At 75.5% G+C, this 22347-nt stretch carries 26 protein-coding genes; 14 read left to right on the forward strand and 12 right to left on the reverse strand.

The features are described 5' to 3' along the window. Positions 1–2 precede the first annotated feature (2 nt). Positions 3–806, reverse strand: coding sequence for an alpha/beta fold hydrolase (locus ATM99_RS13795; RefSeq protein WP_062103450.1), 804 nt, complete (start codon positions 804–806; stop codon positions 3–5). 78 nt (positions 807–884) lie between these two features. Here ATM99_RS13795 and ATM99_RS13800 point away from each other — a divergent pair, with 78 nt between their 5' ends. After that, on the forward strand, positions 885–1706 hold the full coding sequence (locus tag ATM99_RS13800) for a tryptophan-rich sensory protein (protein WP_062103451.1): 822 nt from the start codon (positions 885–887) through the stop codon (positions 1704–1706). Positions 1707–1731: 25 nt separating this feature from the next. On the opposite strand, the gene ATM99_RS13805 is transcribed toward ATM99_RS13800, so the two are convergent. Further along, on the reverse strand, positions 1732–2226 hold the full coding sequence (locus ATM99_RS13805; RefSeq protein ID WP_223305089.1) for a DinB family protein: 495 nt from the start codon (positions 2224–2226) through the stop codon (positions 1732–1734). Between the two features lie 264 nt (positions 2227–2490). On the opposite strand from ATM99_RS13805, the gene ATM99_RS13810 reads away from it, so the two are divergent. Next, positions 2491–4098 carry an SDR family NAD(P)-dependent oxidoreductase gene (locus ATM99_RS13810; RefSeq protein WP_223305091.1) on the forward strand — a complete coding sequence of 536 codons (1608 nt, stop codon included), beginning with the start codon at positions 2491–2493 and terminating at the stop codon, positions 4096–4098. Positions 4099–4192: 94 nt separating this feature from the next. After that, entirely contained in the window at positions 4193–4687 is a 495-nt protein-coding gene (locus tag ATM99_RS13815) for a DUF4274 domain-containing protein (protein ID WP_062103453.1), read from the forward strand. A 118-nt stretch (positions 4688–4805) separates the two neighbouring features. Here the strand turns inward: ATM99_RS13815 and ATM99_RS13820 are convergent, their stop codons facing one another. Both ATM99_RS13820 and ATM99_RS19035 read right to left on the reverse strand, forming a co-directional pair. Continuing rightward, a complete protein-coding gene (locus ATM99_RS13820) occupies positions 4806–5294 on the reverse strand; it encodes a hypothetical protein (RefSeq protein WP_150118298.1) in 489 nt (162 codons plus the stop codon). A 223-nt stretch (positions 5295–5517) separates the two neighbouring features. After that, positions 5518–6516 carry a GNAT family N-acetyltransferase gene (locus tag ATM99_RS19035; protein ID WP_190278840.1) on the reverse strand — a complete coding sequence of 333 codons (999 nt, stop codon included), beginning with the start codon at positions 6514–6516 and terminating at the stop codon, positions 5518–5520. A gap of 116 nt (positions 6517–6632) precedes the next feature. Here ATM99_RS19035 and ATM99_RS13830 point away from each other — a divergent pair, with 116 nt between their 5' ends. Next, positions 6633–7799 carry an MFS transporter gene (locus tag ATM99_RS13830; RefSeq protein WP_062103455.1) on the forward strand — a complete coding sequence of 389 codons (1167 nt, stop codon included), beginning with the start codon at positions 6633–6635 and terminating at the stop codon, positions 7797–7799. 22 nt (positions 7800–7821) lie between these two features. Here ATM99_RS13830 and ATM99_RS13835 read toward each other — a convergent pair whose 3' ends face one another. Then, positions 7822–8394, reverse strand: a complete 573-nt coding sequence (locus ATM99_RS13835) for a TetR/AcrR family transcriptional regulator (protein WP_062103456.1) — start codon at positions 8392–8394, stop codon at positions 7822–7824. Positions 8395–8401: 7 nt separating this feature from the next. After that, complete coding sequence (locus tag ATM99_RS13840; RefSeq protein WP_062103457.1) at positions 8402–8992, reverse strand: sugar O-acetyltransferase; 591 nt, start codon at positions 8990–8992, stop codon at positions 8402–8404. Between the two features lie 102 nt (positions 8993–9094). On the opposite strand from ATM99_RS13840, the gene ATM99_RS13845 reads away from it, so the two are divergent. Further along, positions 9095–10339: an MFS transporter gene (locus ATM99_RS13845; RefSeq protein WP_062103458.1), complete on the forward strand. Its 1245-nt coding sequence runs from the start codon at positions 9095–9097 to the stop codon at positions 10337–10339. An 80-nt stretch (positions 10340–10419) separates the two neighbouring features. Next, positions 10420–10824 carry a GNAT family N-acetyltransferase gene (locus tag ATM99_RS13850; protein WP_223305093.1) on the forward strand — a complete coding sequence of 135 codons (405 nt, stop codon included), beginning with the start codon at positions 10420–10422 and terminating at the stop codon, positions 10822–10824. Positions 10825–10881: 57 nt separating this feature from the next. Here the strand turns inward: ATM99_RS13850 and ATM99_RS13855 are convergent, their stop codons facing one another. Next, positions 10882–11547 (reverse strand): hypothetical protein, encoded by a 666-nt coding sequence (locus ATM99_RS13855; RefSeq protein WP_062103459.1) that lies wholly within the window; start codon positions 11545–11547, stop codon positions 10882–10884. 191 nt (positions 11548–11738) lie between these two features. On the opposite strand from ATM99_RS13855, the gene ATM99_RS13860 reads away from it, so the two are divergent. Continuing rightward, positions 11739–12590 (forward strand): SDR family oxidoreductase, encoded by an 852-nt coding sequence (locus ATM99_RS13860; RefSeq protein ID WP_062103460.1) that lies wholly within the window; start codon positions 11739–11741, stop codon positions 12588–12590. A gap of 51 nt (positions 12591–12641) precedes the next feature. On the opposite strand, the gene ATM99_RS13865 is transcribed toward ATM99_RS13860, so the two are convergent. From ATM99_RS13865 to ATM99_RS13880, 4 genes are all read right to left on the reverse strand, one after another. Further along, positions 12642–13739, reverse strand: coding sequence for an acyl-CoA desaturase (locus ATM99_RS13865; protein ID WP_223305095.1), 1098 nt, complete (start codon positions 13737–13739; stop codon positions 12642–12644). A 9-nt stretch (positions 13740–13748) separates the two neighbouring features. Continuing rightward, the gene (locus ATM99_RS19405) at positions 13749–14243 is read right to left on the reverse strand and encodes a hypothetical protein (RefSeq protein WP_062103461.1); all 495 of its coding nucleotides are present in this window, start codon (positions 14241–14243) and stop codon (positions 13749–13751) included. Between the two features lie 61 nt (positions 14244–14304). After that, on the reverse strand, positions 14305–14775 hold the full coding sequence (locus ATM99_RS13875; protein ID WP_062103462.1) for a lipopolysaccharide assembly LapA domain-containing protein: 471 nt from the start codon (positions 14773–14775) through the stop codon (positions 14305–14307). A 172-nt stretch (positions 14776–14947) separates the two neighbouring features. Continuing rightward, on the reverse strand, positions 14948–15799 hold the full coding sequence (locus ATM99_RS13880; RefSeq protein ID WP_062103476.1) for an ion transporter: 852 nt from the start codon (positions 15797–15799) through the stop codon (positions 14948–14950). 149 nt (positions 15800–15948) lie between these two features. Here ATM99_RS13880 and ATM99_RS13885 point away from each other — a divergent pair, with 149 nt between their 5' ends. After that, positions 15949–16419 (forward strand): VOC family protein, encoded by a 471-nt coding sequence (locus ATM99_RS13885; RefSeq protein ID WP_062103463.1) that lies wholly within the window; start codon positions 15949–15951, stop codon positions 16417–16419. Beyond that, a complete protein-coding gene (locus ATM99_RS13890) occupies positions 16416–16784 on the forward strand; it encodes a DoxX family protein (RefSeq protein WP_062103464.1) in 369 nt (122 codons plus the stop codon). Before ATM99_RS13885 ends, ATM99_RS13890 begins: the two co-directional genes overlap by 4 nt. A gap of 21 nt (positions 16785–16805) precedes the next feature. Here the strand turns inward: ATM99_RS13890 and ATM99_RS13895 are convergent, their stop codons facing one another. Continuing rightward, a complete protein-coding gene (locus ATM99_RS13895) occupies positions 16806–17093 on the reverse strand; it encodes a sulfurtransferase tusA (RefSeq protein WP_062103477.1) in 288 nt (95 codons plus the stop codon). A 373-nt stretch (positions 17094–17466) separates the two neighbouring features. Here ATM99_RS13895 and ATM99_RS19875 point away from each other — a divergent pair, with 373 nt between their 5' ends. The 5 genes from ATM99_RS19875 to ATM99_RS13920 all read left to right on the forward strand — a co-directional run. Further along, positions 17467–18444 carry a glycoside hydrolase family 11 protein gene (locus ATM99_RS19875; RefSeq protein ID WP_304438280.1) on the forward strand — a complete coding sequence of 326 codons (978 nt, stop codon included), beginning with the start codon at positions 17467–17469 and terminating at the stop codon, positions 18442–18444. Positions 18445–18757: 313 nt separating this feature from the next. Beyond that, entirely contained in the window at positions 18758–19408 is a 651-nt protein-coding gene (locus ATM99_RS13905) for an FMN-binding negative transcriptional regulator (protein WP_062103466.1), read from the forward strand. A gap of 47 nt (positions 19409–19455) precedes the next feature. Next, positions 19456–20256: a bifunctional 2-polyprenyl-6-hydroxyphenol methylase/3-demethylubiquinol 3-O-methyltransferase UbiG gene (locus tag ATM99_RS13910; protein ID WP_062103467.1), complete on the forward strand. Its 801-nt coding sequence runs from the start codon at positions 19456–19458 to the stop codon at positions 20254–20256. 64 nt (positions 20257–20320) lie between these two features. Further along, on the forward strand, positions 20321–21253 hold the full coding sequence (locus ATM99_RS13915; protein ID WP_062103468.1) for a PHB depolymerase family esterase: 933 nt from the start codon (positions 20321–20323) through the stop codon (positions 21251–21253). 166 nt (positions 21254–21419) lie between these two features. Continuing rightward, a partial coding sequence (locus ATM99_RS13920; protein WP_062103478.1) for a PHB depolymerase family esterase occupies positions 21420–22347 on the forward strand: 928 nt, incomplete at its 3' end.

The following is a 22347-nucleotide window of genomic DNA, read 5'->3' on the forward strand; positions in this document are numbered from 1 at the left end:
GGTCAGGCCCCGAGCTCGAGGAACGCGCGCAGCACCGACACGAACGCCGCGGGCTGCTCGGAGTGCACCCAGTGCCCGGCGCTCTTGATCGTCACGAGCGTCGTGCGCGGGAAGTACCGGCGCATCGTCGGGCCGTCCTCCGGGCGCACGTAGTCGGAGCGCTCGCCGGCCACCCACAGCACGGGTCCGTCGTCGACCGCGTCGCCCAGGTCGGGGAACCCGCCGATCGTGCGCAGGTCGCGGCGCAGCAGCGCGAGGTTCGCCTGCCACCGGAACGTGTCGCCGTCGGTGCGCAGGTTCTGCAGCAGGAACCCCCGCACGCGCGGGTCGTCGACGCGCTGCGCGAGCGCCTCGTCGGCGTCGGAGCGGCGCGCCAGCGACGGCAGGTCGAGCGCCGCGAGGCTGTCCAGCAGGTGCTCGAACTCCCCGAGCGAGCCACGCGCGGTCGGGGCGATGTCCGCGACGACCAGCCGATCGACGACGTCGGGGTGGCGCAGCGCCAGGACCATCGCGACCTTGCCGCCCATCGAGTGCCCCACGACGTGCACGGGGCCGTCGGCCGCGAACCCGTCGCGCAGGTGCGCCGCGACCGCGTCGGCGACCTCGAGGTAGTCGAACCGCTCCGTCCACGCCGAGCGCCCGTGGTTCGGGAGGTCGACCAGCAGCGACCGCGCGTCCGGCGCGAGGGCCTTGGCGATCTGCGTGAAGTTGCGCCCCTGCCCGAACAGGCCGTGCAGGAAGACGACCGGGGCACCGGCGTCACCGACGACGGTCGAGGCCAGGGGGACGGGCACGGGGGTGGTCACGGCACGAGCCTAGGCAGGCCGCGGAGCCGGGCGGGCGTTCAAGATGCTCAGCACGCTGAGCAAGTGCACGCTGGGGGCATGACCTCCCTCACCGCCACCACCGGGACCGCCACGACCCGCGACCGGGTCCGGCAGGCCGTCGTCCTCGTCGGGTCGCTCGTCGCCGCGCTCGGTGCGGCGTACGGGTCGGGCGCGTTCGGCGGGCAGTCGACCGCCGACGCCGCGGGCGGCGCGCTCTCCGCGAGCGCGACCCCGCTCGCGCCGGACACCCCCGCGTTCTCGATCTGGTCGGTCATCTACACCGCGCTCCTGGTGTTCGCGGTCGTGCAGGCGCTGCCGCGGTACGCGTCCGACGCGCGGCTGCGGGCCGTGTCGTGGTGGCTGCTCGCGTCGATGCTGCTCAACGCGCTGTGGATCGGCGTGGTGCAGGCCGGGTCGGTGGGCGGCAGCGTGCTCGTCATCGTCGCGCTGGTCGTCGTGCTGTCCGTCGTGCTGGTGCGGCTCGTGCGGACGCCGCACACCGCGGCGCTGCCGTCGGCGGTGACGGACGTGACGACCGGCCTGTACCTCGGCTGGGTGAGCGTCGCGACGCTCGCGAACGTGGCGGCGTTCCTCACGGTCGCCGAGGTCGGCGAGCTCGGGCTCGGCGCGACCGGGTGGGCCGTCGTCGTGGTCGGTGCGGGCGCCGCGCTCGCGGTCGCGTACGCCGTCTTCGCGCGGGTGCGGCCCGCGGTCGCGCTGCCGATCGGCCTGGCGATGGCGTGGGGCCTGGCGTGGATCGGCCTCGGCCGCACCAACGGCCCGCTCGTCGACGCGACGGTCGCGAACGCCGCGTTCGTCGCGTCGGCCGTCGCGCTGCTCGCCCCCGTCGTCACGACGCTCGTCGCGCGCCGCCGCTGAGGGGTCCGGCCCCGGCCGGCGCCCGTCAGCCCGCGAGCAGCTGCTCGCGCAGGATGTCGGCGTGGCCGGTGTGCTGCGCGTACTCCTTGAGCACCTGCAGGTGCACGAACCGGACGCTGACGGGCCGCCCACGCCCGGTGACGACCTCGTCGAGCGGACGCCCCGCCACGGCCGCGCGGGACGCCTCGACCACCGCCGCGTGCGCGGCGCGCAGCGACGCCGCCGAGTCGTCCTTCCGCAGCACGAACGAGCGGTCGGGCGTCGAGGCCACACCCAGGTCGCGCAGCGACGCCCCGGTGACGGCGTGCTGGAACCAGAACGCCTCGACGTAGGTCAGGTGCTTGAGCAGCCCCAGCAGCGTGGTCCGCGACGACACCAGCCGGCGCCGGACCTGCTCCTCGTCGAGGCCGTCGAGCGTGGCCGGGAGCGCGGTCCGGCAGCCGTCGAGGAAGGTCTCGAGCAGCGTCCGCTCGGACGACGACGCAGGCGACGACGCCGACGACACGGGCGAGGTGGGCAAGGAGGGCCTCCTTCGGTCGGACGCGACGAACCACCGTAGCCATGCCCCACCCCGTCCACCGACGGACAGCGCCCCGGTCCCACGGACACGCGCGCGCCCGTGTCCGTGGAGCCGTCGGGCTGTCCGTCGACGACTGGAGCACGCAGGCGCGCGCGAGCGGTGCGAGGACGGGCGCTCGTGCCGGGGGCGACGCGGGGGCAGCGCGTACGATCTTCCGGGCCCCGGTGACCGGACGGGCCCTTCCCCACGCAGGACGGACGGCGCATGAGCGCGGACACCACGGCCCCCGCGGAGCACCCCGCCGCGACGACCGACGACGACGCGACCGCCGACGGCAGCGTGCACGACGCCACCCCGCCCGACGGCACGGCACCCGACGGCACGGCACCCGACGGCACGGCACCCGACGGCACGCTCCCCGGCGTCGACCCCGCCGACCTCGCGACGTTCCTGCGGGTCGCGGACCAGGTCGCGGCGCTGCCGCAGGACCACCCGCAGCACGCGGTCGCCCGCCGCGCCGCCTCGGCGCTGTTCAAGGCCGCGAAGAAGCACCGCCGGCTCGAGCGGCGCCGCGGGATCGCCGAGGCCGACGCCGCCGTGGTGGCCGCGACCGCGACCGGAAGCCCGGGCCGCATCGACGACGAGACGCGGGGCATCGCGCTGACCTCGAGCACCACGGGGGCGACGGCGGGGACGCTGCTGCGCGCGCGCCCCTGCTACGTCTGCAAGCAGGCCTACACGGTGGTCGACGCGTTCTACCACCAGCTGTGCCCCGACTGCGCGGCGCTGCACCACGCCAAGCGCGACGCGCGCACCGACCTCACCGGCCGCCGGGCGCTGCTCACGGGCGGGCGCGCCAAGATCGGCATGTACATCGCGCTGCGGCTGCTGCGCGACGGCGCCGACCTCACCATCACGACGCGCTTCCCGCGGGACGCGGTGCGCCGGTTCGGTGCGATGGAGGACTCCGCGGACTGGATGGACCGGCTGCACGTCGTCGGGATCGACCTGCGCGACCCCGCGCAGGTGGTGCAGCTCGCCGACCACGTCGCCGCGCAGGGTCCGCTCGACGTGCTCATCAACAACGCCGCGCAGACCGTGCGCCGCTCGCCGGGCGCGTACTCGCGGCTCGTCGACGCCGAGCTGTCCCCGCTGCCGGACGACGGGGACCGCATGATCACCGCGTTCGGGCACACGAGCGACGCCCACCCGCGCGCGCTCGCCGGGTCGGTGAGCGACCTGACGAGCCCCGCGCTCGCGATCGAGCGGGCGACGCGCGACGCGCAGGAGCTCGCCGAGCAGTCGCTCACGGCGCAGGCCGCGAGCCTCGAACGGCTCGTCGCGGGCACGTCGATCGACGCGGGCGGGCTGATCCCCGACGTCGCCGAGAGCAACTCGTGGGTCGCGACCGTCGAGCAGGTCGACCCCATGGAGCTGCTCGAGGTGCAGCTGTGCAACCAGACGGCGCCGTTCATCCTCATCAGCCGGCTGCGGCCCGCGATGGCCGCGTCGCCGGCGCGCCGCACGTACGTCGTCAACGTGTCGGCCATGGAAGGCGTGTTCTCGCGCGGGTACAAGGGGCCCGGCCACCCGCACACCAACATGAGCAAGGCCGCGCTCAACATGCTGACCCGCACGAGCGCCGCGCAGATGCTCGAGCAGGACGGCATCCTCATGACCGCCGTCGACACGGGCTGGATCACCGACGAGCGCCCGCACTTCACCAAGGTGCGCCTGGCCGAGGAGGGGTTCCACGCCCCGCTCGACCTGGTGGACGGCGCCGCGCGCGTCTACGACCCGATCGTGCGCGGCGAGGCCGGCGAGGACCTGTACGGGTGCTTCCTCAAGGACTACGTGCGCGCCGCCTGGTGAGCCGTGGCTCGTCGCGCGGGCGGGCGGCGCGGCGGCTGGCACGGTCTGCGGCCGGCCACGGGCACGGCCCCGGACGGGCGTCTAGCATCGCCGGGTGAGCTCCCCCGCGACCGACGACCCGGACCAGTTCCTGCGCGAGTTCCTCGCCGCGGCGACCCCGCAGCAGCGCCACACGTTCGTGCGCCGTGCGGACTACGACCGCGGCGAGCACCTGGTGCGCACCGTGCTCGACGACCCGACGACGGACCGGGCGACCGCGCTGAGCGCGTACTGGATCCTCGGCGCCAGCTACTACGCGCGCTACGCCCGCATCGAGGACGTGCCCGAGGACGAGCAGGGCACGTACGCGCTGCTGCGCTCGATCGAGGACCGCTACGCCGCCGCCTTCTGGGCGGACCACGGCATCGCGTTCGACCCGACCGACGACGACGAGATCGACTGGACCGACGACTACGGCGCGCCCGTGTCACGGCCCGTGCCCGACGTCATGCGCCGCGCGGTGCCCGGCGAGCTCGTCGACGACGCGGGCACCGAGGACGGCCTGCCGCTCGACGTGCACCTGCGCTGGACGGCCCTGCGCGACGCCTGACGGCACGCCCCGCACCGCACGGCGACGTGCCGTGCCGTCGCACCGCCGGGGTGGCGGTCCGACGCGTCGGCGGGCGGCGGACCGCCTCACCGACCGCGCGGCCGCCCGGGCGTCGTCGTCAGCCGACCCAGGACCAGCGGACGCGGACCCGGCCGCCGCCGTTGAGCGCGCGCACGCGGCCCACGGCGTTCGGCAGCCAGCGGTAGCGCTCGCGCGGCCCACCGGTCGCGGGGTCGACGACCCACGGCAGCAGCCCGACGAACCGCGCGAGCAGCAGCAGGACCGCGAGCGCGAGCAGCACCCACAGCTCGAGCAGCACGAGGACGACCGACCCGACCACGACGACGGTGAACAGGATCCCCAGCACCGTGAACAGCGTCGCGACGACGGGGCCGAGGACGTCGTCGTCGACCGACGGGATGCCGCCGATGGGCCCGAAGTCGACCATCCGCGTGCGTCGCTTCCACGGCAGCACGTGGATCTCGAGGCACGCGGTGCCGGTGCGCGCCGGGGCGCCGGCCGGACGAGGCGCGTCGGCGGCACGGGTCGCGTCGGCGGTCGACGGGCTCCCGTAGGCGGGTAGGTCCGTCGGTGTCGGCTCGGTCACGGGTCTCTCCGGTTCGGCGCGCGTCTCCGTCGGTTCGGCGCGCGCCACGGTACCGCCCCTGGTCCGCACCCCGCCGCGGCCCGGAGGGCGCCGTCCCACCACCACCCCGACGGACAGGCTCACGGCACGACGGACAGCCGTGCGCCCGTGTCCGTCGGGCCGTACCGCTGTCCGTCGCGACGGGGGCGGGCCGTCGCGACGGGCGCGGGTCGGGCGAGATGGGTCAGGCGGGCGGGACGCGGACCAGCGGGCCCTCGTCGGGCGTCGGGTCCTCGAAGCCGTCGAGGTACGCCTCCGCGCGGTCCGGCGGCACGACGACGTCGTCGGGGCCCGTGCCCGTGCGCGCGGCGAGCCGGCGCAGCACCTCGGCGCGGGGCGTCACGAGGTGGTGCGTGACGGGCACGACCCCGAGCGGTGCGAGCAGCGCGCGGTACGACGCGCGGGACGCGCGCGACCAGAACGACGTGTCGACGACGACGTCCACGCCGTCGCGCACGAGGCCCACGAGCCGGGTCCGCAGGTCGTCGTGGACGCGTGCCGCGACGTCGGGCGGGAGCGGGTGCTCGCGGTGACCGGCGGCCCACGCGGCGGCGTCGAACGCGAGGTGCGCCCAGCCCGCGCGCGCGAGCCGCGCCGCGTGGGTCGACTTGCCGGAGCCCGCGGGCCCGCACACCAGCACGACCCGCGCGGGCTCGCGCAGCGGGAGCGCGTGGTGCAGCAGCCCGTCGGGCCCGGGCTCGGGCGGCAGGCACCCGGCGTCGCGCGCGACCCGCAGCGACGGGACGTTCGCGGCGTCGACGCGCAGCACGGCGTCCGTGGCGTCGGTGCGCTCGGCGAGCCAGCGGCGCAGCAGGCGCACGGCGCGCACCGCGTAGCCGCGCCCGCGCCACGCGGGCAGGACCGCGTAGGACACGTTCGCCGTGCCGCGCGGCAGGTCGGGCAGCGCGAGGTGGGCCTCGACGGTGCCCGCGAGCTCGCCGGTCGCGGCGTCGAGCACGCCGAGGTGCCGCCGCGGCCCGCCGTCGCGCCACTGCGCGCGGTTCTGCGCGACCCACGCGGTGGTGCGCGGGCGCTCGGAGCGGTGGCCCTCGTTCAGCCAGCGGACCTGGTCGTCGTCCTCGCCCGCGAGCAGCGCGTCGACGTCGTCGGCCGTGAGGCAGCGCAGCGTCACGACGCCGTCCGTCAGCACGGGCGGGTCCTCGATGAGCGTCGAGCCGTCCACCGGCCCATCATGACGCGTGCCACACACCGTCCCGCGCCGAGGGGGCAGGCGCCGCGCCGGGGCGGGTGTAGGAAGGTGCGGCACCCCGTCGCGCACACCGGAACGAGCCGCCCCGCATGAGCACCACCGAGCGCACGCTCGTCCGCACCCTCGCACCCGCGACCGTCTTCCTCGTCGCGCTGTGCCTGCGCCCCGCGCTGACGGCCGTGGGCCCGCTGCTGCCGCAGATCGGCCCCGACCTCGGGCTGGGCGAGGGCGCGCAGGGTCTGCTCGGCACGCTGCCCCTGCTGGCGTTCGCGGCCGCGTCGCCGCTCGTGCACCGGCTGTCGGAGCGCACGGGCCCCGAGCGCGCGATCCTCGTCGCGCTGCTCGCGCTGGGCGTCGCGACGCTCGCGCGCCCCTTCACCGGCACGGCCGGGCTGTGGCTCGCGACCGCGGTGATCGGCGTGGCGATCGCGGTCGGCAACGTGCTGGTGCCCGCCCTGGTCAAGCGGGACTTCGCCCGGCGCGTCTCGCTCGCCACGGGCGTGTACACCGCGTGCATCGTGGGAGCCGCGGCCACCGCGTCGGCGCTCGCGGTGCCGCTCGCGGACGCGACGAGCTGGCGGGTCGCGCTCGCGTCGTCCGCGGGGCTCGTGGTGCTCGTGGCCGCCGTGTGGGCGCCGCGCGCGTGGCGGGCCCGGCCCCCCGCGCCGCACGTCGCCGCGCCGGACGCGGCCCCGGTGACGAGCGTGTGGCGGCAGGGCACCGCGTGGTGGCTCACGGCGTTCATGGGCCTGCAGTCCACGGTGTTCTACGTGCTGGTCACGTGGCTGCCGACCGTGGAGGTCACGCAGGGCGTCACGGAGACGACCGCGGGCGTGCACCTGTTCGTCTACCAGGGCCTCGGGATCGTCGGGGGGCTCGTGGTCCCCGCGCTGCTGCACCGCGGGCCCGACGAGCGCCTCGGCGCGGTCGCCGCGAGCGCGCCGGCGCTCGTCGCGCTGCTCGGGCTGCTGCTCGCGCCGGACCTCGTGGTGCTGTGGGTCGTCGTCGCGGGGCTCGGGCAGGGCGCCGCGCTCGTCGTCGCGCTGTCGCTCGTCGCGCTGCGCGGGCGGGACCAGCGCGAGACGGCACGGCTGTCCGGCATGGCGCAGTCGCTCGGGTACCTGCTCGCGGCCGCCGGGCCCGTCGCGGCGGGCGTGCTCACCGAGGCCACCGGGACGTGGCGCCCCGCGCTCCTGGTGCTCACCGCGCTGGCGGCCGTGCAGGTCGGCGTCGCATGGCGGGTCGGGCGGGCCTGAGCGCCTCCCGCAGTCGGGTCGCCTACGCGCCCCGACCGGGCCCTGCGGCGGCGAGCACGCGGTCGACGGCCTCGGCGACGTCGGTGGGGTCGGGCGGCTCGGTGTCGAGCGCGCGGTGGATCGTCATGCCCTCGATGAGCGCGTCGAGCAGGCGCGCGGTCTGCGGGTCCACGTGCCGCTCGAGCGCGCGGCGGCTGCGTGACATCCAGTCGTGCGTGAGCCGTCGGAAGCCGGGGTCGCGCGCGGCGAGCGTGTAGAGCTCGTGGGTGAGCACGAGCTCGTGCGGGTCGGTGAGCACGTCGACGCTGATGAGCGCGACGACGGCGTCGCGGGCCGCGGCGCGGTCCGGCGCGGCGGCCATCGCGTGCTCGAACCGGTCGCTGACGCGCCGGGCGAAGCGCTCGAACGCCTCGCGCAGCAGCGCGTCGACGTCGTCGAAGTGGTAGCTGATCGACCCGAGGGGGACGTCGGCGACCGCGGCGATGCGGCGCGTCGAGGCGCCGGCCACGCCGACCTCGCCGATCACCCGCAGGCACGCCTCGACGATGCGGTCGCGCCGCTGGGGGTCGTGCCGCCGGGCACGCCGCTCGGCCACGCGGGGCCTAGGCGATCTCGCGGACGACGCGCGCGGGGTTGCCCACGGCGACGACGTTCGCGGGCAGGTCGCGCACGACCACGGACCCGGCACCGACGACCGTGTTGTCGCCGATGGTGACGCCCGGGCAGACGATCACGCCGCCGCCGAGCCACACGTTGTCGCCGAGCACGATGGGCAGCGCGGCCTCGAGCTTGTCGCGGCGGGGCTCCGGGTCGACGGGGTGCGTCGGCGTGAGCAGCTGGACGTTCGGGCCGATCTGGCAGTCCTCGCCGATCGTGATGCGCGCGACGTCGAGCGCCGTGAGGTTCGAGTTGACGAAGGTGCGCGCGCCGATGTGGACGTTCTCGCCGTAGTCCACGGCGAGCGGCGGCTTGACGTAGGCGCCCTCGCCGAGCGAGCCGAGCAGGTCGGTGAGCGCCTGCCGGGCGGCCTCGTCGTCGCCGGCGACGGTCGCGCGGTAGCAGGCGTCGGCGAGCGCGAACGCGCGGCGCGCGAGGCGCTCGTTCTCGGGGTCGTCGGCGATGTACAGGTCGCCGGCGAGCATGCGCTCGCGGTTCGTGCGCGGGTCGTCGGCGAAGTGGTCGCGCGTCGTCATGTGGACGATCGTACACATCGATGCGTACGCTCGACCACATCGGCGTCGAGCACCGCGCGCGCCACCGCACCGACCACCCCGTCGACGACCACCCGGAGCCCCATGCCCGCCCCCGTCACGCGCACCGCCCGCCGCGCGCGCGTCGCCGTCTCGGCCGTCTTCCTCGTCAACGCCGTGCTCTACGCCAACCTCGTGCCCCGCCTGCCCGAGGTCAAGGACGGCCTCGGGCTCAGCAACGCCGCGCTCGGCACCGCCATCGCCGCGATGCCGCTCGGCGCGCTGCTCGCCGGGCTGCTCGCACCGCTGCTCATCCGCCTGCTCGGGTCCGCCGCCGTCGCGTCGTTCGGGCTCGTCGCGCTCGCCGCCGCCGTCGCCGTCATCCCGCTGTCCGGCAGCTGGTTCGCCCTCGCCGGGCTGTTCCTGCTCGCCGGCGCGCTCGACTCGGTCGTCGACGTCGCGCAGAACGCCCACGGGTTCCGCGTCCAGCGCCTCTACGGGCGCTCCATCGTCAACGCGTTCCACGGGCTGTGGAGCGTCGGCGCCGTGCTCGGCGGCCTGCTCGGCTCGGCCGCCGCGGGCCTCGACGTCCCGCTGCCGCTGCACGTCGCCGTCACGTCCGTCGTGTTCAGCGTCGTCGCCGTCGTCGCCCACCGGTTCCTGCTCCGCGGCCCCGAGGACGCCGAGCGCGGCACCGCCCCGGCCGACGAGCACCCCGGCGCGCGCTCGCTGCGGCACGTCGCCGGACGCACCGTCGCGCTGCTCGCGGCACTCGGCGTGCTCGCGGCCGCCGCCGCGTTCGTCGAGGACGCCGGCTCGTCGTGGGGTGCGCTGTACCTGCGCGGCGAGGTCGGCACCGGTGCCGCCGCCGCGGGCCTCGCGTTCGTCGCGCTGCAGGTCGCCATGACGGTCGGACGCCTCACGGGCGACCGCGTCGTCGACCGGTTCGGCCAGCGACGCGTCGCCCGGGTCGGTGGCGTGCTCATCGCCGGCGGCATGGGCCTCGCGCTCGCGCTCCCGTCGCTCACGACCACGCTCGTCGGGTTCGCGCTCGCCGGGCTCGGCGTCGCGACGCTCGTCCCGGCCGTCATGCACACCGCCGACGAGCTGCCCGGGCTGCCCGCGGGCGTCGGGCTCACCGTGGTCAGCTGGCTGCTGCGCGTCGGGTTCCTCGTGTCCCCGACCCTCGTCGGCGTCGTCGCGGACGCCACGAGCCTGCGCGTCGCGCTGCTGGCCGTCGTCGGGGCGGGGGTCGTCGTCGTGGTGGCCGGACGCCTGCTGGTCGCGGGGCCGCCGCGCGACGACGACGCGGCGCCGGTCGCCCCCGCGGGCCCGGCCGCCGCACCGTGAGCGGGGTCGAGCAGGGTCGAGCCCGGTGCGGGGCGACGCGAGGCGGGAATGCGCGTGACACGGCTGCCAGGATCGACGGCGTGGACCCCGCGATCGCCCTGCACGCCCGTGGCGCCCTGACCGACGCCGAGCTCGAGGGACTGCACGCGGCCGCGTTCGACCACGAGCCCGGCACGACGCCGTGGGGACGGCGGCTCACGGACCACAGCCTCACGTGGGTCACCGCGCGGCACGACGGTCGGCTCGTCGGGTTCGTCAACGTCGTGGGCGACGGCGGCGTGCACGCGATCCTCCTCGACACGTGCGTCGCACCGGACGTGCAGGGGCGGGGCGTCGGCCGGGCACTCGTCGCCGCCGCGGTCGAGCAGGCGCGCGCCGCCGGGTGCCACTGGGTGCACGCCGACTACGAGCCGCACCTCGTCGCGTTCTACGAGGACGCGTGCGGGCTGCGACCGACCGCCGCGGGCCTGGTCCGGCTGACCTGACACGCCCGACCGGGCGCCGCGACCGTCGGGCGTCCGCCCGGCGTCACGCCCGCGCGCTCACGCCGGGCGCCAGCTCGCCAGCACCTCGTGCAGCGCGAGCTCGTCGAACACGTCGACGGGGGCGACGACGCCCACGGCGACCTGCGACCCGTCCGGCAGGTCCGCGTAGACCCACTCGGCGCGGTGCTCGACCGTCCGGCTGCCGATCAGGACGTCCTGCACGTACGTCAGGTGCTCGGCCTCCCGCGCACCGGGCCAGGTCAGTGCCGTGAGCTCGCCGTCGTGCGCGCCGCGCTGCGACTCCTCGGACCGCAGCGCGGCCTCGGCGCTCTGCTCCGGGGTGCGCGTCGGGTCGGTGTCCCGCGCGACCGAGATCGCTGCCCGGGCGCCCTCCTGGTCGCCGCGTCGCACCACCCAGGACCCGGTGCGCGCGTCCTCGTCCTCCGGCTCCTGCACCACGGCGAACCCGCCCGGCGCGTCCAGCACGACCGGCCCGAGCTCCAGCGGCACCCACGTCTCGGGCACGTCCGCGTCCGGGACGAGCGCGCCGTCGCCGTCGGTGCGGGTCGCCGTCGGGGCGCCGGTCGTGGACGCACCCGCGGCACCACCCGCCGACGTCGCGGCACCACCGGGGGGCACCGGCCCCACGGCGCCCGACGAGCACGCGGTCAGCCCCAGCGCACCGAGCAGGGCCAGCGTGGCGCCGGTGCGGACGATCCTCATGGACGAGCTCCTCGGGGGCGGGCGGTGCGGGACCGACGAGGACGGTGCGGGCACGCCGGCGGACCGTGACGTTACCGGCAACCCGCCCACCGCCGCCGCGCGGGACCACGACCGCACGGCCCCGTGCGGGTGGCCCGCCGCCGGGTGCGGCGTCACGATGGACCGGAGGACCAGCGACGTCAGGAGGCACCATGAGCACCGTCACGATCGGCGTCACGGGCGCGACCGGCCAGGTCGGCGGACGCGTCGCCCGCCTGCTGGACGACGCGGGTCTCACGCAGCGGCTGCTGGTCCGCGACCCTGCCGGGCCCCGCGTCCCCCGCCTGAGCCGGCCCGCCGAGGTCGCCCGGGTCGACTACGCCGACCGGGCGCTGTGCACCGACGCGCTGCGGGGCGTCGACGTGCTGCTCATGGTCTCGGCGTCCGAGAGCGCGGCGCGCGTGGCCGAGCACGCCGCGTTCGTCGACGCGGCCGCGACGGCGGGTGTGCGGCACGTGGTCTACACGTCGTTCGCGGCGGCCGCGCCGGACGCGACGTTCACGCTGGCGCGCGACCACTTCACGACCGAGCAGCACCTGCGCGCGTCCGGGATGGCGTGGACGTTCCTGCGGGACACGTTCTACCTCGACGTCCTTGCGGACTTCGTCGGCGCCGACGGTGCGCTGCGCGGCCCGGCCGGCGACGGGAGGTGCGCGTTCGTCGCGCGCGCCGACGTCGCACGCGTGGCCGCGACGGTGCTCCGCGACCCGGCGCCGCACGCGGGCCGCACCTACGACCTCACGGGCCCCGAGGCGCTCACGATGGCCGACGTCGCGCGCGTCATCTCCGACGTGCGCGGGCGCCCCGTGCGGTTCGTCGACGAGACCCTCGACGAGGCGTACGCGTCCCGCGCGCCGTACGGCGCACCCGACTGGCAGGTCGACGCGTGGGTGTCGACCTACACGGCGATCGCGAGCGACGTCATGGCGCAGGTCACGCACGACGTCGAGGACGTCACGGGCGCGCCGCCGATCACGCTCGCCGACGTGCTGCGCGAGCGCTGAGCCGCACCACCGGCCGACGCGCGACGTCGACCTGCCCGCGGCTCGCCGCGGTCAGCCGACCGGGCGCAGCTGCTCGGCGAGCGGGCACCGGAACGGGTCGCGGGCGGCCAGGCCCACGGCGTTGAGGTGCCGCACGACGATCGCGTACGACCGCAGCAGGCTCACCTCGGTGTAGCGGATGCCGCGCTCGGCGCAGAACTCCCGGACGACCGGCTGCAGGCGGCGCAGGTGCGGTCGCGGCATGCTCGGGAACAGGTGGTGCTCGATCTGGTAGTTCAGCCCGCCCATCAGCACGTCGGTGGCGCGTCCACCACGGACGTTGCGGCTCATCAGCACCTGCCGCCGCACGAAGTCGAGGCGCGCGTCGCGCGGCACCAGCGGCATGCCCTTGTGGTTGGGCGCGAACACCGCCCCCATGTAGAGCCCGAACAGTCCGAGCTGCACGCCGAGGAACGCGAGCGCCATGCCGAAGGGCAGCAGCCAGAAGACGACCGCGAGGTACCCGCCGAGCCGCAGGGTCACGAAGGCGATCTCGACGGGCCGGCGCCGCACCGGGCCGCGCCCGAGCAGCGTCTTGATGCCCGACACGTGCAGGTTGAGCCCCTCGAGCAGCAGGAGCGGGAAGAACAGCCACCCCTGACGCTGCGTGAGCCACCCGGTCAGGCCGGTGCGCGGTGCGGTCAGATCCTCGGTGTGGAACAGCACGACGTCGGTCGCGATGTCCGGGTCGGCGCCGACCTGGTTGGGCTTCGCGTGGTGCCGCGAGTGCTTGTGCTGCCACCAGCCGTAGCTCATGCCCGCGTAGAGGTTCGCGATGACCAGGCTGGACCAGTCGTTCCAGCGCCCGGACGCGAAGATCTGCCGGTGGGCCGCGTCGTGCCCCAGGAACATGACCTGCCCGAGCAGGACGGCCAGGACGGCCGCCGTGACGAGCTGCCACCACGAGCTCCCGAGCACGACGAAGACGACGCCCGTGCCGGCGAGCGCCGCGGTGAGGCCGACGAACCACGACCAGTAGTAGGCGTGCCGCCGGCGCAGCAGGCCCGACGCCTGCACGACCCTCGACAGGGCCGTGAAGTCGCTGACCTGCCGCTCGCGCGGCGACACCCCGCGCCGAGGGTCGGCGGGAGGCACCAGGTGCGCGGGCACGTCGGCCACCTACACGAACCGGATCTGCTCGACGGCCGCGTGGACCGTCGCGTCGCGTCGTTCGACGTCACCGGCGCGCCGGGCGGCGGCGCTGACGCGTTCGGCGCTCGCCGCGCGCACGTCCTCGCCCAGCTCGCGCAGGAAGGCCGCGAGCTCGGCCGCGAGGCCGTCGCGCAGCTCCGCGAGCGTCGTGTTCTCCACGAGCAGGCGACGGTCGGACACGACGAGCCGCAGCTCCGGACCGACGCGGCCGGGCCCGACGGCGCCGCTGAGCCGGCGCGCGGTCGCCGGGTCCTCGATCCGCGCGCGCTCGACGGGCGTGACCTGCCGGGAGAACACGACCGGCACGGTGTAACGAGGCGGCTCGGCGGGTGTGCCGACCTCGGCGGCGATCCCGGTCTCCAGGATGCGCAGCAGGTGGAGGTCGCCGGAGGTGGGGTCGGGCGACCCGTCGGACGTGGACGGGTCCGGGGTCGCGGTGGTGGGTGCGGTGGACGTGGACATGGTGGCTTCCCCTGTCGGGACGGAGGCGGGGGCGCGGACGCGCCGCCCGGTGACGCGTCGGTCAGCGCACGTCGGCGCGGCGACGGTCCGTGCGGATCAGCCGGCGGAGCTGCGCGATGCGTGTGCTGCCGAGGACCAGGGCCACGACACCGACGCCGAGGCCGGCGATGAGCAGCACGAGCGCGAGCGGCGCCGAGCCGCTCATGCCCAGGAACGCGACCTCGACCGGGGCGGTGTTCTGCATCATGAAGACGACGAGCGCGACGAGGACGAGCGCGCCGACGCAGATGCCGACCCAGGCCGCGCCGGTGCGTGACCGGACGGCCGTCGCCGGGTGCGTCAGCGGGGGCGCGTGCGGCTCGGGGACGATGGGCTCGGGATCGGCCGGGCCGGGGGTCGGCGCGGGCTGAGGGGCGCTCGGTTCCGGCGCAGACGGCTCCGGGGTGGACGGCTCGCGGCCCGCGGGCGAGGCCTGGGGGTCGGGACGACCCGCGGCGGTGGGACGTGCGGGGAAGCTGCGGCGGACGGGCATGACGCCCTCCTTCGACGTGCCAGGGGTCGCGCTCCTCGACCGAGGTGCTCGTCGTCCTGGGACTACCTCGAGAGTACGCCCGATCGGGTGACCCGCGCGGTGGGGGCGCAGATCAGCGCGACGCGAGCCAGCGGGCGGCGCACCGGGACGTCCGGTGCTGCGGCGCCGGACGTCACGCTCGGCGCGCGTCCGCGTCGTCGCTGCGTGGGCCGGGCGCCACGCCGGCCGCGACGACCAGCTGCTCCTCGAGCCGCGCGAGCTGCGCGCGCAGCGCGACCACCTCGGCGAGCACGCGCGTGTCGGCCTCGGGGGCGGGCGCGGCGGGGGCACGCTCTTCGTCGTGCCGGCGGTTCATCGCCTCGACCGTGACGGCGACGAACAGGTTGAGGACGACGAACGTCGACACGACCGTGAACCCGATGAAGTACGCCCACGCCCACGCCTGCCGCTCGGCGATCGGCACCGCGATGTCGGCCCAGCCATCGGCGACCATGATGCGGAACAGCGACGTCACCGACCGGGACAGGTCGCCGAAGGCCTCGGGCGCCTCGGCGGCGAACAGCGTCGACGCGCTCACCGCGAACACGTAGACGACCATCACCAGCAGCCCGCCGATCGCGGCGATGCCGGGCACCGCGGTCGCGAGCGCCGAGATGACCATGCGCATCGAGCGCACGGTCGACAGCAGGCGCAGCACGCGCAGCAGCCGCAGCACGCGCAGCACCTCGGACCCCGAGCTCGCGGGGATCAGCGCGACGACGACCACGAACAGGTCGAACAGGCTCCACGGGTCGCGGAAGAACGCCCGCCCGTCCGCGTAGACCCGCAGCACCACCTCGACCACGAACACGCCGACGACGACGTGGTTGACGGTCTCGAGCACAGGGCCGGCCGTGGCCATGACGCGCGGGAACGTCTCGAGCCCGAGCACGATCGCGTTGAGGACGATCAGGCCGATGATGACGCGCTGGAACGCCCGGGCCTCGACGAGGCGGCGCACGCGGGCGCGGGGATCGGTCGGCATGGCCACCGAGGGTAACGACCCGGCGGTGCCGCCCCGCGACGCGCCCGCGCCCGCGCCCGCGCCACCCGGCCGCCGTCCGGCACCCCGCCGGCACGGACCGTGCCGGACGGCGACCGCGGGCACGCCGCCCGGCGCGGCACACTGACCCCGTGACCGAGACCGGGGACCTGCACCACGTCGAGCTGTGGGTGGCCGACCTCGAGGCGTCCGCCGCCTCGCTCGGCTGGCTCCTGGAGCGCCTCGGGTACGTGCGCGACGGCGCGTGGCCGACGGGCGGCACGTGGCGGCGCGGCGGCACGTACGTCGTGCTGGAGTCCGGGCCTGACGTCGTCGCGGGCGGTCACGAGCGGCGCCGCGCCGGGCTCAACCACCTCGCGTTCCACGCCGGCGCACCGGCCGACGTCGACGCGCTGACCTCGCAGGCGCTCACGCACGGCTGGTCGCTGATGTTCGCCGACCGGCACCCGTGGGCCGGCGGCCCGGACCACTACGCGGCCTACCTGGAGGACGCGCAGGGGTTCGAGGTCGAGCTCGTCGCGAGCGCGCCGCCGGCCGCGGACTCCGCGACCGACCCCGGCACCGACCCCGCCACCCGGACCGACCTCGAGGAGACCCCGTGACCGTCGCGCTCTGGATCGTCAACGCTCTGCTCGCGCTCGCCTTCGCGGGGGCGGGGGTCATGAAGCTCGTGCGGCCGCGGGCGACGCTGGCCACGTCCGGCCTCGCGTGGGTCGAGGACTTCTCGCCCGGCGCGGTGAAGCTGATCGGGCTGGCCGAGCTGCTCGGCGCGCTCGGGCTGGTCCTCCCCCTGGCGACCGGGATCGCACCGGTCCTGGCGCCCGTGGCCGCGGTCGCGCTCGCCGCGACGATGGTCGGCGCGGTGGTCGTGCACGTGCGGCGCCGCGAGCCGGTCACGCCCGCCGTGGCGCTGCTGGTGGTGAGCGCGGCGAGCGCGGTGCTGGGCTTCCTCGTCGTCCTCGGCTGACGCGCGGCGAGGGGCGCGCGCTCATCCCCGGCCGAGCCGCCACGGGTGGTGCGGGTCGGTGGGCGCGGCGCGCTCGGCGACCTCGACCGCGTAGGTGGGCCGCGCGGTGCCGCTGATGACGCCGCGGTAGACGTGCCCGGTCATGTGGCACCACACCGGCAGGTCGACGGGGGCCACGGGGTCGGTCGTCACGAGGTGCACGACCGCGCCCGCGGGCAGCGTCGCGACGCGGTCGCGCAGCAGCAGCAGCAGGCGCGCGCAGCCCAGGTCACCGCCGTCGATCGTCACGACACCCGTCCCGTCCTCCACGGGTCGACGGTAGTCGCCACCGGTGGGCCCCTCCACGACGATCGCAACTTTCGAGGACGTCGGACGTCCGAGGCCCCGATCCGGGGTCGGGCGGCGAGCACCCGGGAAGCGCTCCCGGGTTAAACGGTTCATCGCCCGAACGTGAGCCGGCGGGCGCGCTCCCACGTTGCAGACTCGCTCCGATAACGATGTCCACGCCGGTCGACGAGGTCCGGCGGGCATCGATCGGGGCAGAGCTGCCGCCACGCGGTCCTCGACCGCACGGCCGCTCGGCCCCCGTCCCTCACCGCAGCACCGGCACGAAGGAGTCCGTGAGATGTCCGATACTTTCGTCAGAGCCCGCCGCCGTCCTCGCCGGTCGTTCCGCGCCACGGTGAGCGCCGTCGCCTCCGTGGCGCTCCTGGCCGGCACCGTCGCGCTCGCGACACCCGCCGCCGCCGAGTACGTCAACAGCAACAAGACGGGCACCCAGGGCGGCTACTGGTACTCGTTCTGGACCGACTCGCCGGGCACGGTGTCCGCCAACCTCAACGACGGCGGCAACTACACGACGCAGTGGTCCAACACGGGCAACTTCGTCATCGGCAAGGGCTGGGAGAAGGGCACGGGCCGCGCCGTCTCCTACTCGGGCCAGTTCAACCCGTCCGGCAACGCGTACCTCACGCTGTACGGCTGGACCACCGGCCCGCTCGTCGAGTACTACATCGTCGACTCGTGGGGCACGTACCGCCCGACCGGCACGTTCAAGGGCACCGTCACGTCCGACGGCGGCACGTACGACATCTACGAGACGACGCGGTACAACGCACCGTCGATCGAGGGCAACAGCTCGACGTTCAAGCAGTTCTGGTCGGTGCGGCAGTCCAAGCGCGTGGGCGGCACCATCACGGCGCAGAACCACTTCAACGCGTGGGCGTCCAAGGGCATGCAGCTGGGCACGCACAACTACCAGATCCTCGCGACCGAGGGGTACCAGTCGTCCGGCTCGTCGAACATCACGGTCGGCTCGACCTCGGGCGGCAACAACGGCGGCGGCGACAACGGCGGCGGCAACAACGGCGGCGGGAACACCGGCGGCGGCGACTCGGGCAGCAACACGAACAACGGCTGCACCGTCAGCTGGACCCGCGGCGAGAGCTGGGGCGACCGCTTCAACGTCACCTACACCGTGACCGGCCGCTCGAACTGGTCGGTGACCGTGTACCCGAACACCGGCCAGTCCATCCAGAGCGCCTGGGGCGCCAACCGCAGCGGCAACACGTTCACGCCGAACGGCTCCAACAGCTTCGGCGTCACCTACTACAAGGGCTCCCAGAACATCAGCTACATCCCCTGGGGCATCTGCTCCTGACGCCCACCGGTGCTGGATCGCCCCCTCACCCTCACCGCGAGAGGGCGATCCAGCACCACCCACGACGCGACCGGATCGCACTCTCACCACCACAAGGCGATCCAGCACCACCCGCGACGCGACCGGATCGCACTCTCACGGTGAGAAGGCGATCCAGCACCGTCCGCGACGCGACCGGATCGCACTCTCACCACCACAAGTCGATCCGGCACCGTCCGCGAGGGAGCGATCCGGTCGGTCGTGCACGGGCACCCGGGTCACCGTGCCGAGACACGTCTCGCGACGCCGGGCCCGCCGCCGCTAGCGTCGCGGCATGTACGTGCCGGTGTTCAACGCGCTCGACGACGCCGACGAGGTCCGCGCACTGGTCGCGGCCGTCGGCACCGCGCAGGTCGTCACGGTGGGCGCCGACGGGTACCCCGTCGCGACGCTGCTGCCCGTGGTGTGGGACGGCGACGTGCTGCTGGGGCACATGGCGCGCGCCAATCCCCAGTGGCGCGACCTGCCCGACGACGCGCCCGCGCTCGCGGTCGTCAGCGGACCGCAGGCGTACGTGTCGCCGTCCTGGTACGCGAGCAAGGCCGAGCACGGGCGGGTCGTGCCGACGTGGAACTACTCGGCCGTGCACCTGACGGGCCGGCTGCGCGTACACCACGACGTCGAGGAGCTGCACCGGCTCGTGACGGCGCTGACCGAGCAGCACGAGCACGGCCGCGCGCAGCCGTGGGCCGTCACCGACGCGCCCGCGGACTTCGTGCGACGTCAGCTCCGCGCCGTCGTGGGCGTCGAGCTGCGGGTCGAGCGCGTCGAGGCCAAGGCCAAGCTGAGCCAGAACCGGTCGTCGCAGGACCACGCGGGGGTCGTCGCGGGCCTGGCCGACGAGCGGCACGCCGACGCGCCCGCCGTGGCCGACGCGATGCGCCGCACGGGTGTCCGGCAGCGGGGGCCGTCGCCGACGCGCTGAGCACAATCCCCGCGCACCGGCGCAGCCGTCGCCGCTAGCGTCCCGCCATGGACCAGGCCACGTTCGACGCCCGTCTGCAGCGCTACTACGGCACGCACGTCGACGAGGGCGCGCGGCTCGGGCGCACCGCGGCCGGCGCGGTCGAGCTGGTCCGCACGCGCGAGATCGTCGGCGCGCACCTGGCACCGGGGTCACGCGTGCTCGACGTCGGCGGCGGCACGGGCGTGCACGCGACGTGGCTCGCGGCGCAGGGGCACGACGTCACGCTCGTCGACCCGGTCGCGTCGCAGGTCGAGACGGCGCGCGCGGTCGGCACGTTCGCGGCCGAGGTCGGCGACGCCCGCGCGCTGGGGGCCGCCGACGCGACGGTCGACGCGGTGCTGCTGGCAGGCCCGCTGTACCACCTGGCGGCGCGCGACGACCGGCTGCGGGCGCTGCGCGAGGCCCGGCGGGTGCTGCGCCCGGGCGGTGTCGTCCTCGCGGCCGGGATCACACGCTCCATCGCGACGATGGACGTCGTGCTGAGCCGCCGGTTCACCGACCTCCCGGGCCCGGAGCTGACGAGGCTGCTCGAGACGGGCGAGCCGGCGGAGGCGCTGGCCCGCGACGAGGGCGGGTTCCCGGGTGCGCACTTCCACACCGCGGCCGAGCTGACCGACGAGCTGACGAGCGCGGGCTTCCACGAGGCACGCGTCTGGGGCGTCGAGGGCCCCGGCAGCCTCGCGCTGGAGTTCGCCCGCCCGGACGACGACGTGGTCGCGGCCGCCCTCGTGCTGGCCCGCGCGACCGACGGCGACAGCGAGGCGGTGGACCTGTCGGGGCACCTGCTGGGCGTCGCGACCCGCTGAGGCACGGCACGCCTCCGCCGTGTGGTGAGGTGAGGGACCGGGCACCCGAGCGCGAGGAGCAGCCGTGGACCGAGCCGTCGTCCGCCGACGCACGCTGGTGGCCGTCGTCGTGCTGGTCGTCCTCGGCCTGGTCGCCGCGGGCGTGGCCGGCGCCCTGCGCGGCGACCCCGACGCGGAGACCGTGCCGGGCGTCGACGCCCGGGTCGACGACGCCAGCGCGGGCTGCGGGACCCCCGCGGGTCTGACGACCGGGGAGCACGCCCTGGTCAGCGGCGGGGTCGAGCGCACGTACCGCCTCGACGTCCCGGCGGGCTACGACCCCGACGAGCCGCACCGTCTGGTGCTCGCGTTCCACTGGTGGACCGGGACGTCGCAGGACGTCGTCGACCGGCTGTTCTACGGTCTGCAGCCGCTCGCGGACGGCTCCACGGTGTTCGTCGCGCCGCAGGGCGTCGACGACGCGTGGGCCGACGCCGACGGGAGCGACGTGACGTTCGTCGACGACGTGCTGCGTGAGGTCGAGGCCGCGCTGTGCGTCGACCCGACGCAGCGGTTCGCGGTCGGGTTCAGCTACGGCGGGAGCATGAGCCACGCGCTCGCGTGCGCACGCGCCGACGTGTTCCGGGCGGTCGCGGTCCTCAACGGCGCCGAGATCTCGGGCTGCGAGGGCGGCACGGAGCCGATCGCTTACCTGGGGTCGCACGGCGTGGTCGACGACGTGCTGCCGATCGAGCGGGGCCGTGCGCTGCGGGACCGCGCGCTGCGCACCAACCGGTGCGAGCCGCAGGAGGCGCCCGAGCCGGCACCGGGCAGCGGTGAGCACACGGTCACGAGGTACACGTGCGCCGAGGGGTACCCGGTGGTGTGGATCGCGTCCGACAGCGGCCACGAGTGGGACGCCCGGGGCACGAGCCGGGAACCCACGTTCGTGCCGGGGACGGTGTGGGACTTCTTCACGTCCGTCCCGCCGGCGCCGGTCCCCGCGGCGACGTCCTGACGCGTCGTCCCCGGTCAGGTGGTTAAAGGATTACGCACGATGTGCTCCGACAGGGCCCGTCACTAGCGTCACCCGGACGAACGTGCGCCGGGGCGGAGCACTGCCCGACGGCCGCACCGCACCCCGCGCCGGCACGGACGCCGGCGCGCCGACCGGAGGAGCCACCGTGCACCGACCCCCTACCCGCCGCCGCCTCGGCGCCCTCGTGGCAGCCGTCGCGCTCGCCGTCGGCGGGCTGACCGCCGCCGCGGCGCCCGCGACCGCGCTGCCCGGCGGCCCCGTCGCGGCCGCCACGACCGGCGGCTGCGGCAAGCCCGCCGCGCTGTCCACCGGCAACCACACCCTCAGCAGCGGCGGCCAGCAGCGCAGCTTCCGCCTCGACGTCCCCGCGGGCTACGACCCGAGCAAGCCCTACCGCCTCGTCGTCGGGCTGCACTGGTGGCACGGCACGTCGCAGGACGTCGTCAACCAGAACTTCTACGGCCTCAAGCCGCTCGCGAACAACAGCACGATCTTCGTCGCGCCGCAGGGCATCGACAACGCGTGGCCCAACACCAACGGCAACGACGTCGCGTTCATCGACGCCGTGCTGCGCACGGTCGAGGCCGCGCTGTGCGTCGACACCACGCAGCGGTTCGCGACCGGGTTCAGCTACGGCGGCGGCATGAGCAACGCGCTGGCCTGCACGCGCGCCGACGTGTTCCGAGCCGTCGCGGTCCTCAACGGCGCGCAGCTGTCGGGCTGCGCGGGCGGGACGCAGCCCATCGCGTACCTCGGCTCGCACGGCGTGGCCGACAGCGTCCTCAACATCTCGCAGGGCCGCGCGCTGCGGGACCGCGCGCTGCGCAACAACGGCTGCCAGGCGCAGAACGCGCCCGAGCCCGCGGCGGGCAGCGGCCGGCACACCAAGACGACGTACACGTGCCGCGACGGGTACCCCGTGGTGTGGATCGCCAACGACAGCGACCACCAGTGGGACGCGCGTGACCGGGGTCAGCAGCAGTCGCACGTGCCCGGCGAGATCTGGCAGTTCTTCTCGGCGCTGAGGTCGACGACCACGACGCCGACCCCCACTCCCACGCCGACGCCCACCC

This window comes from Cellulomonas sp. B6, assembly GCF_001462455.1.
In the GTDB taxonomy this organism is placed as follows: domain Bacteria; phylum Actinomycetota; class Actinomycetes; order Actinomycetales; family Cellulomonadaceae; genus Cellulomonas.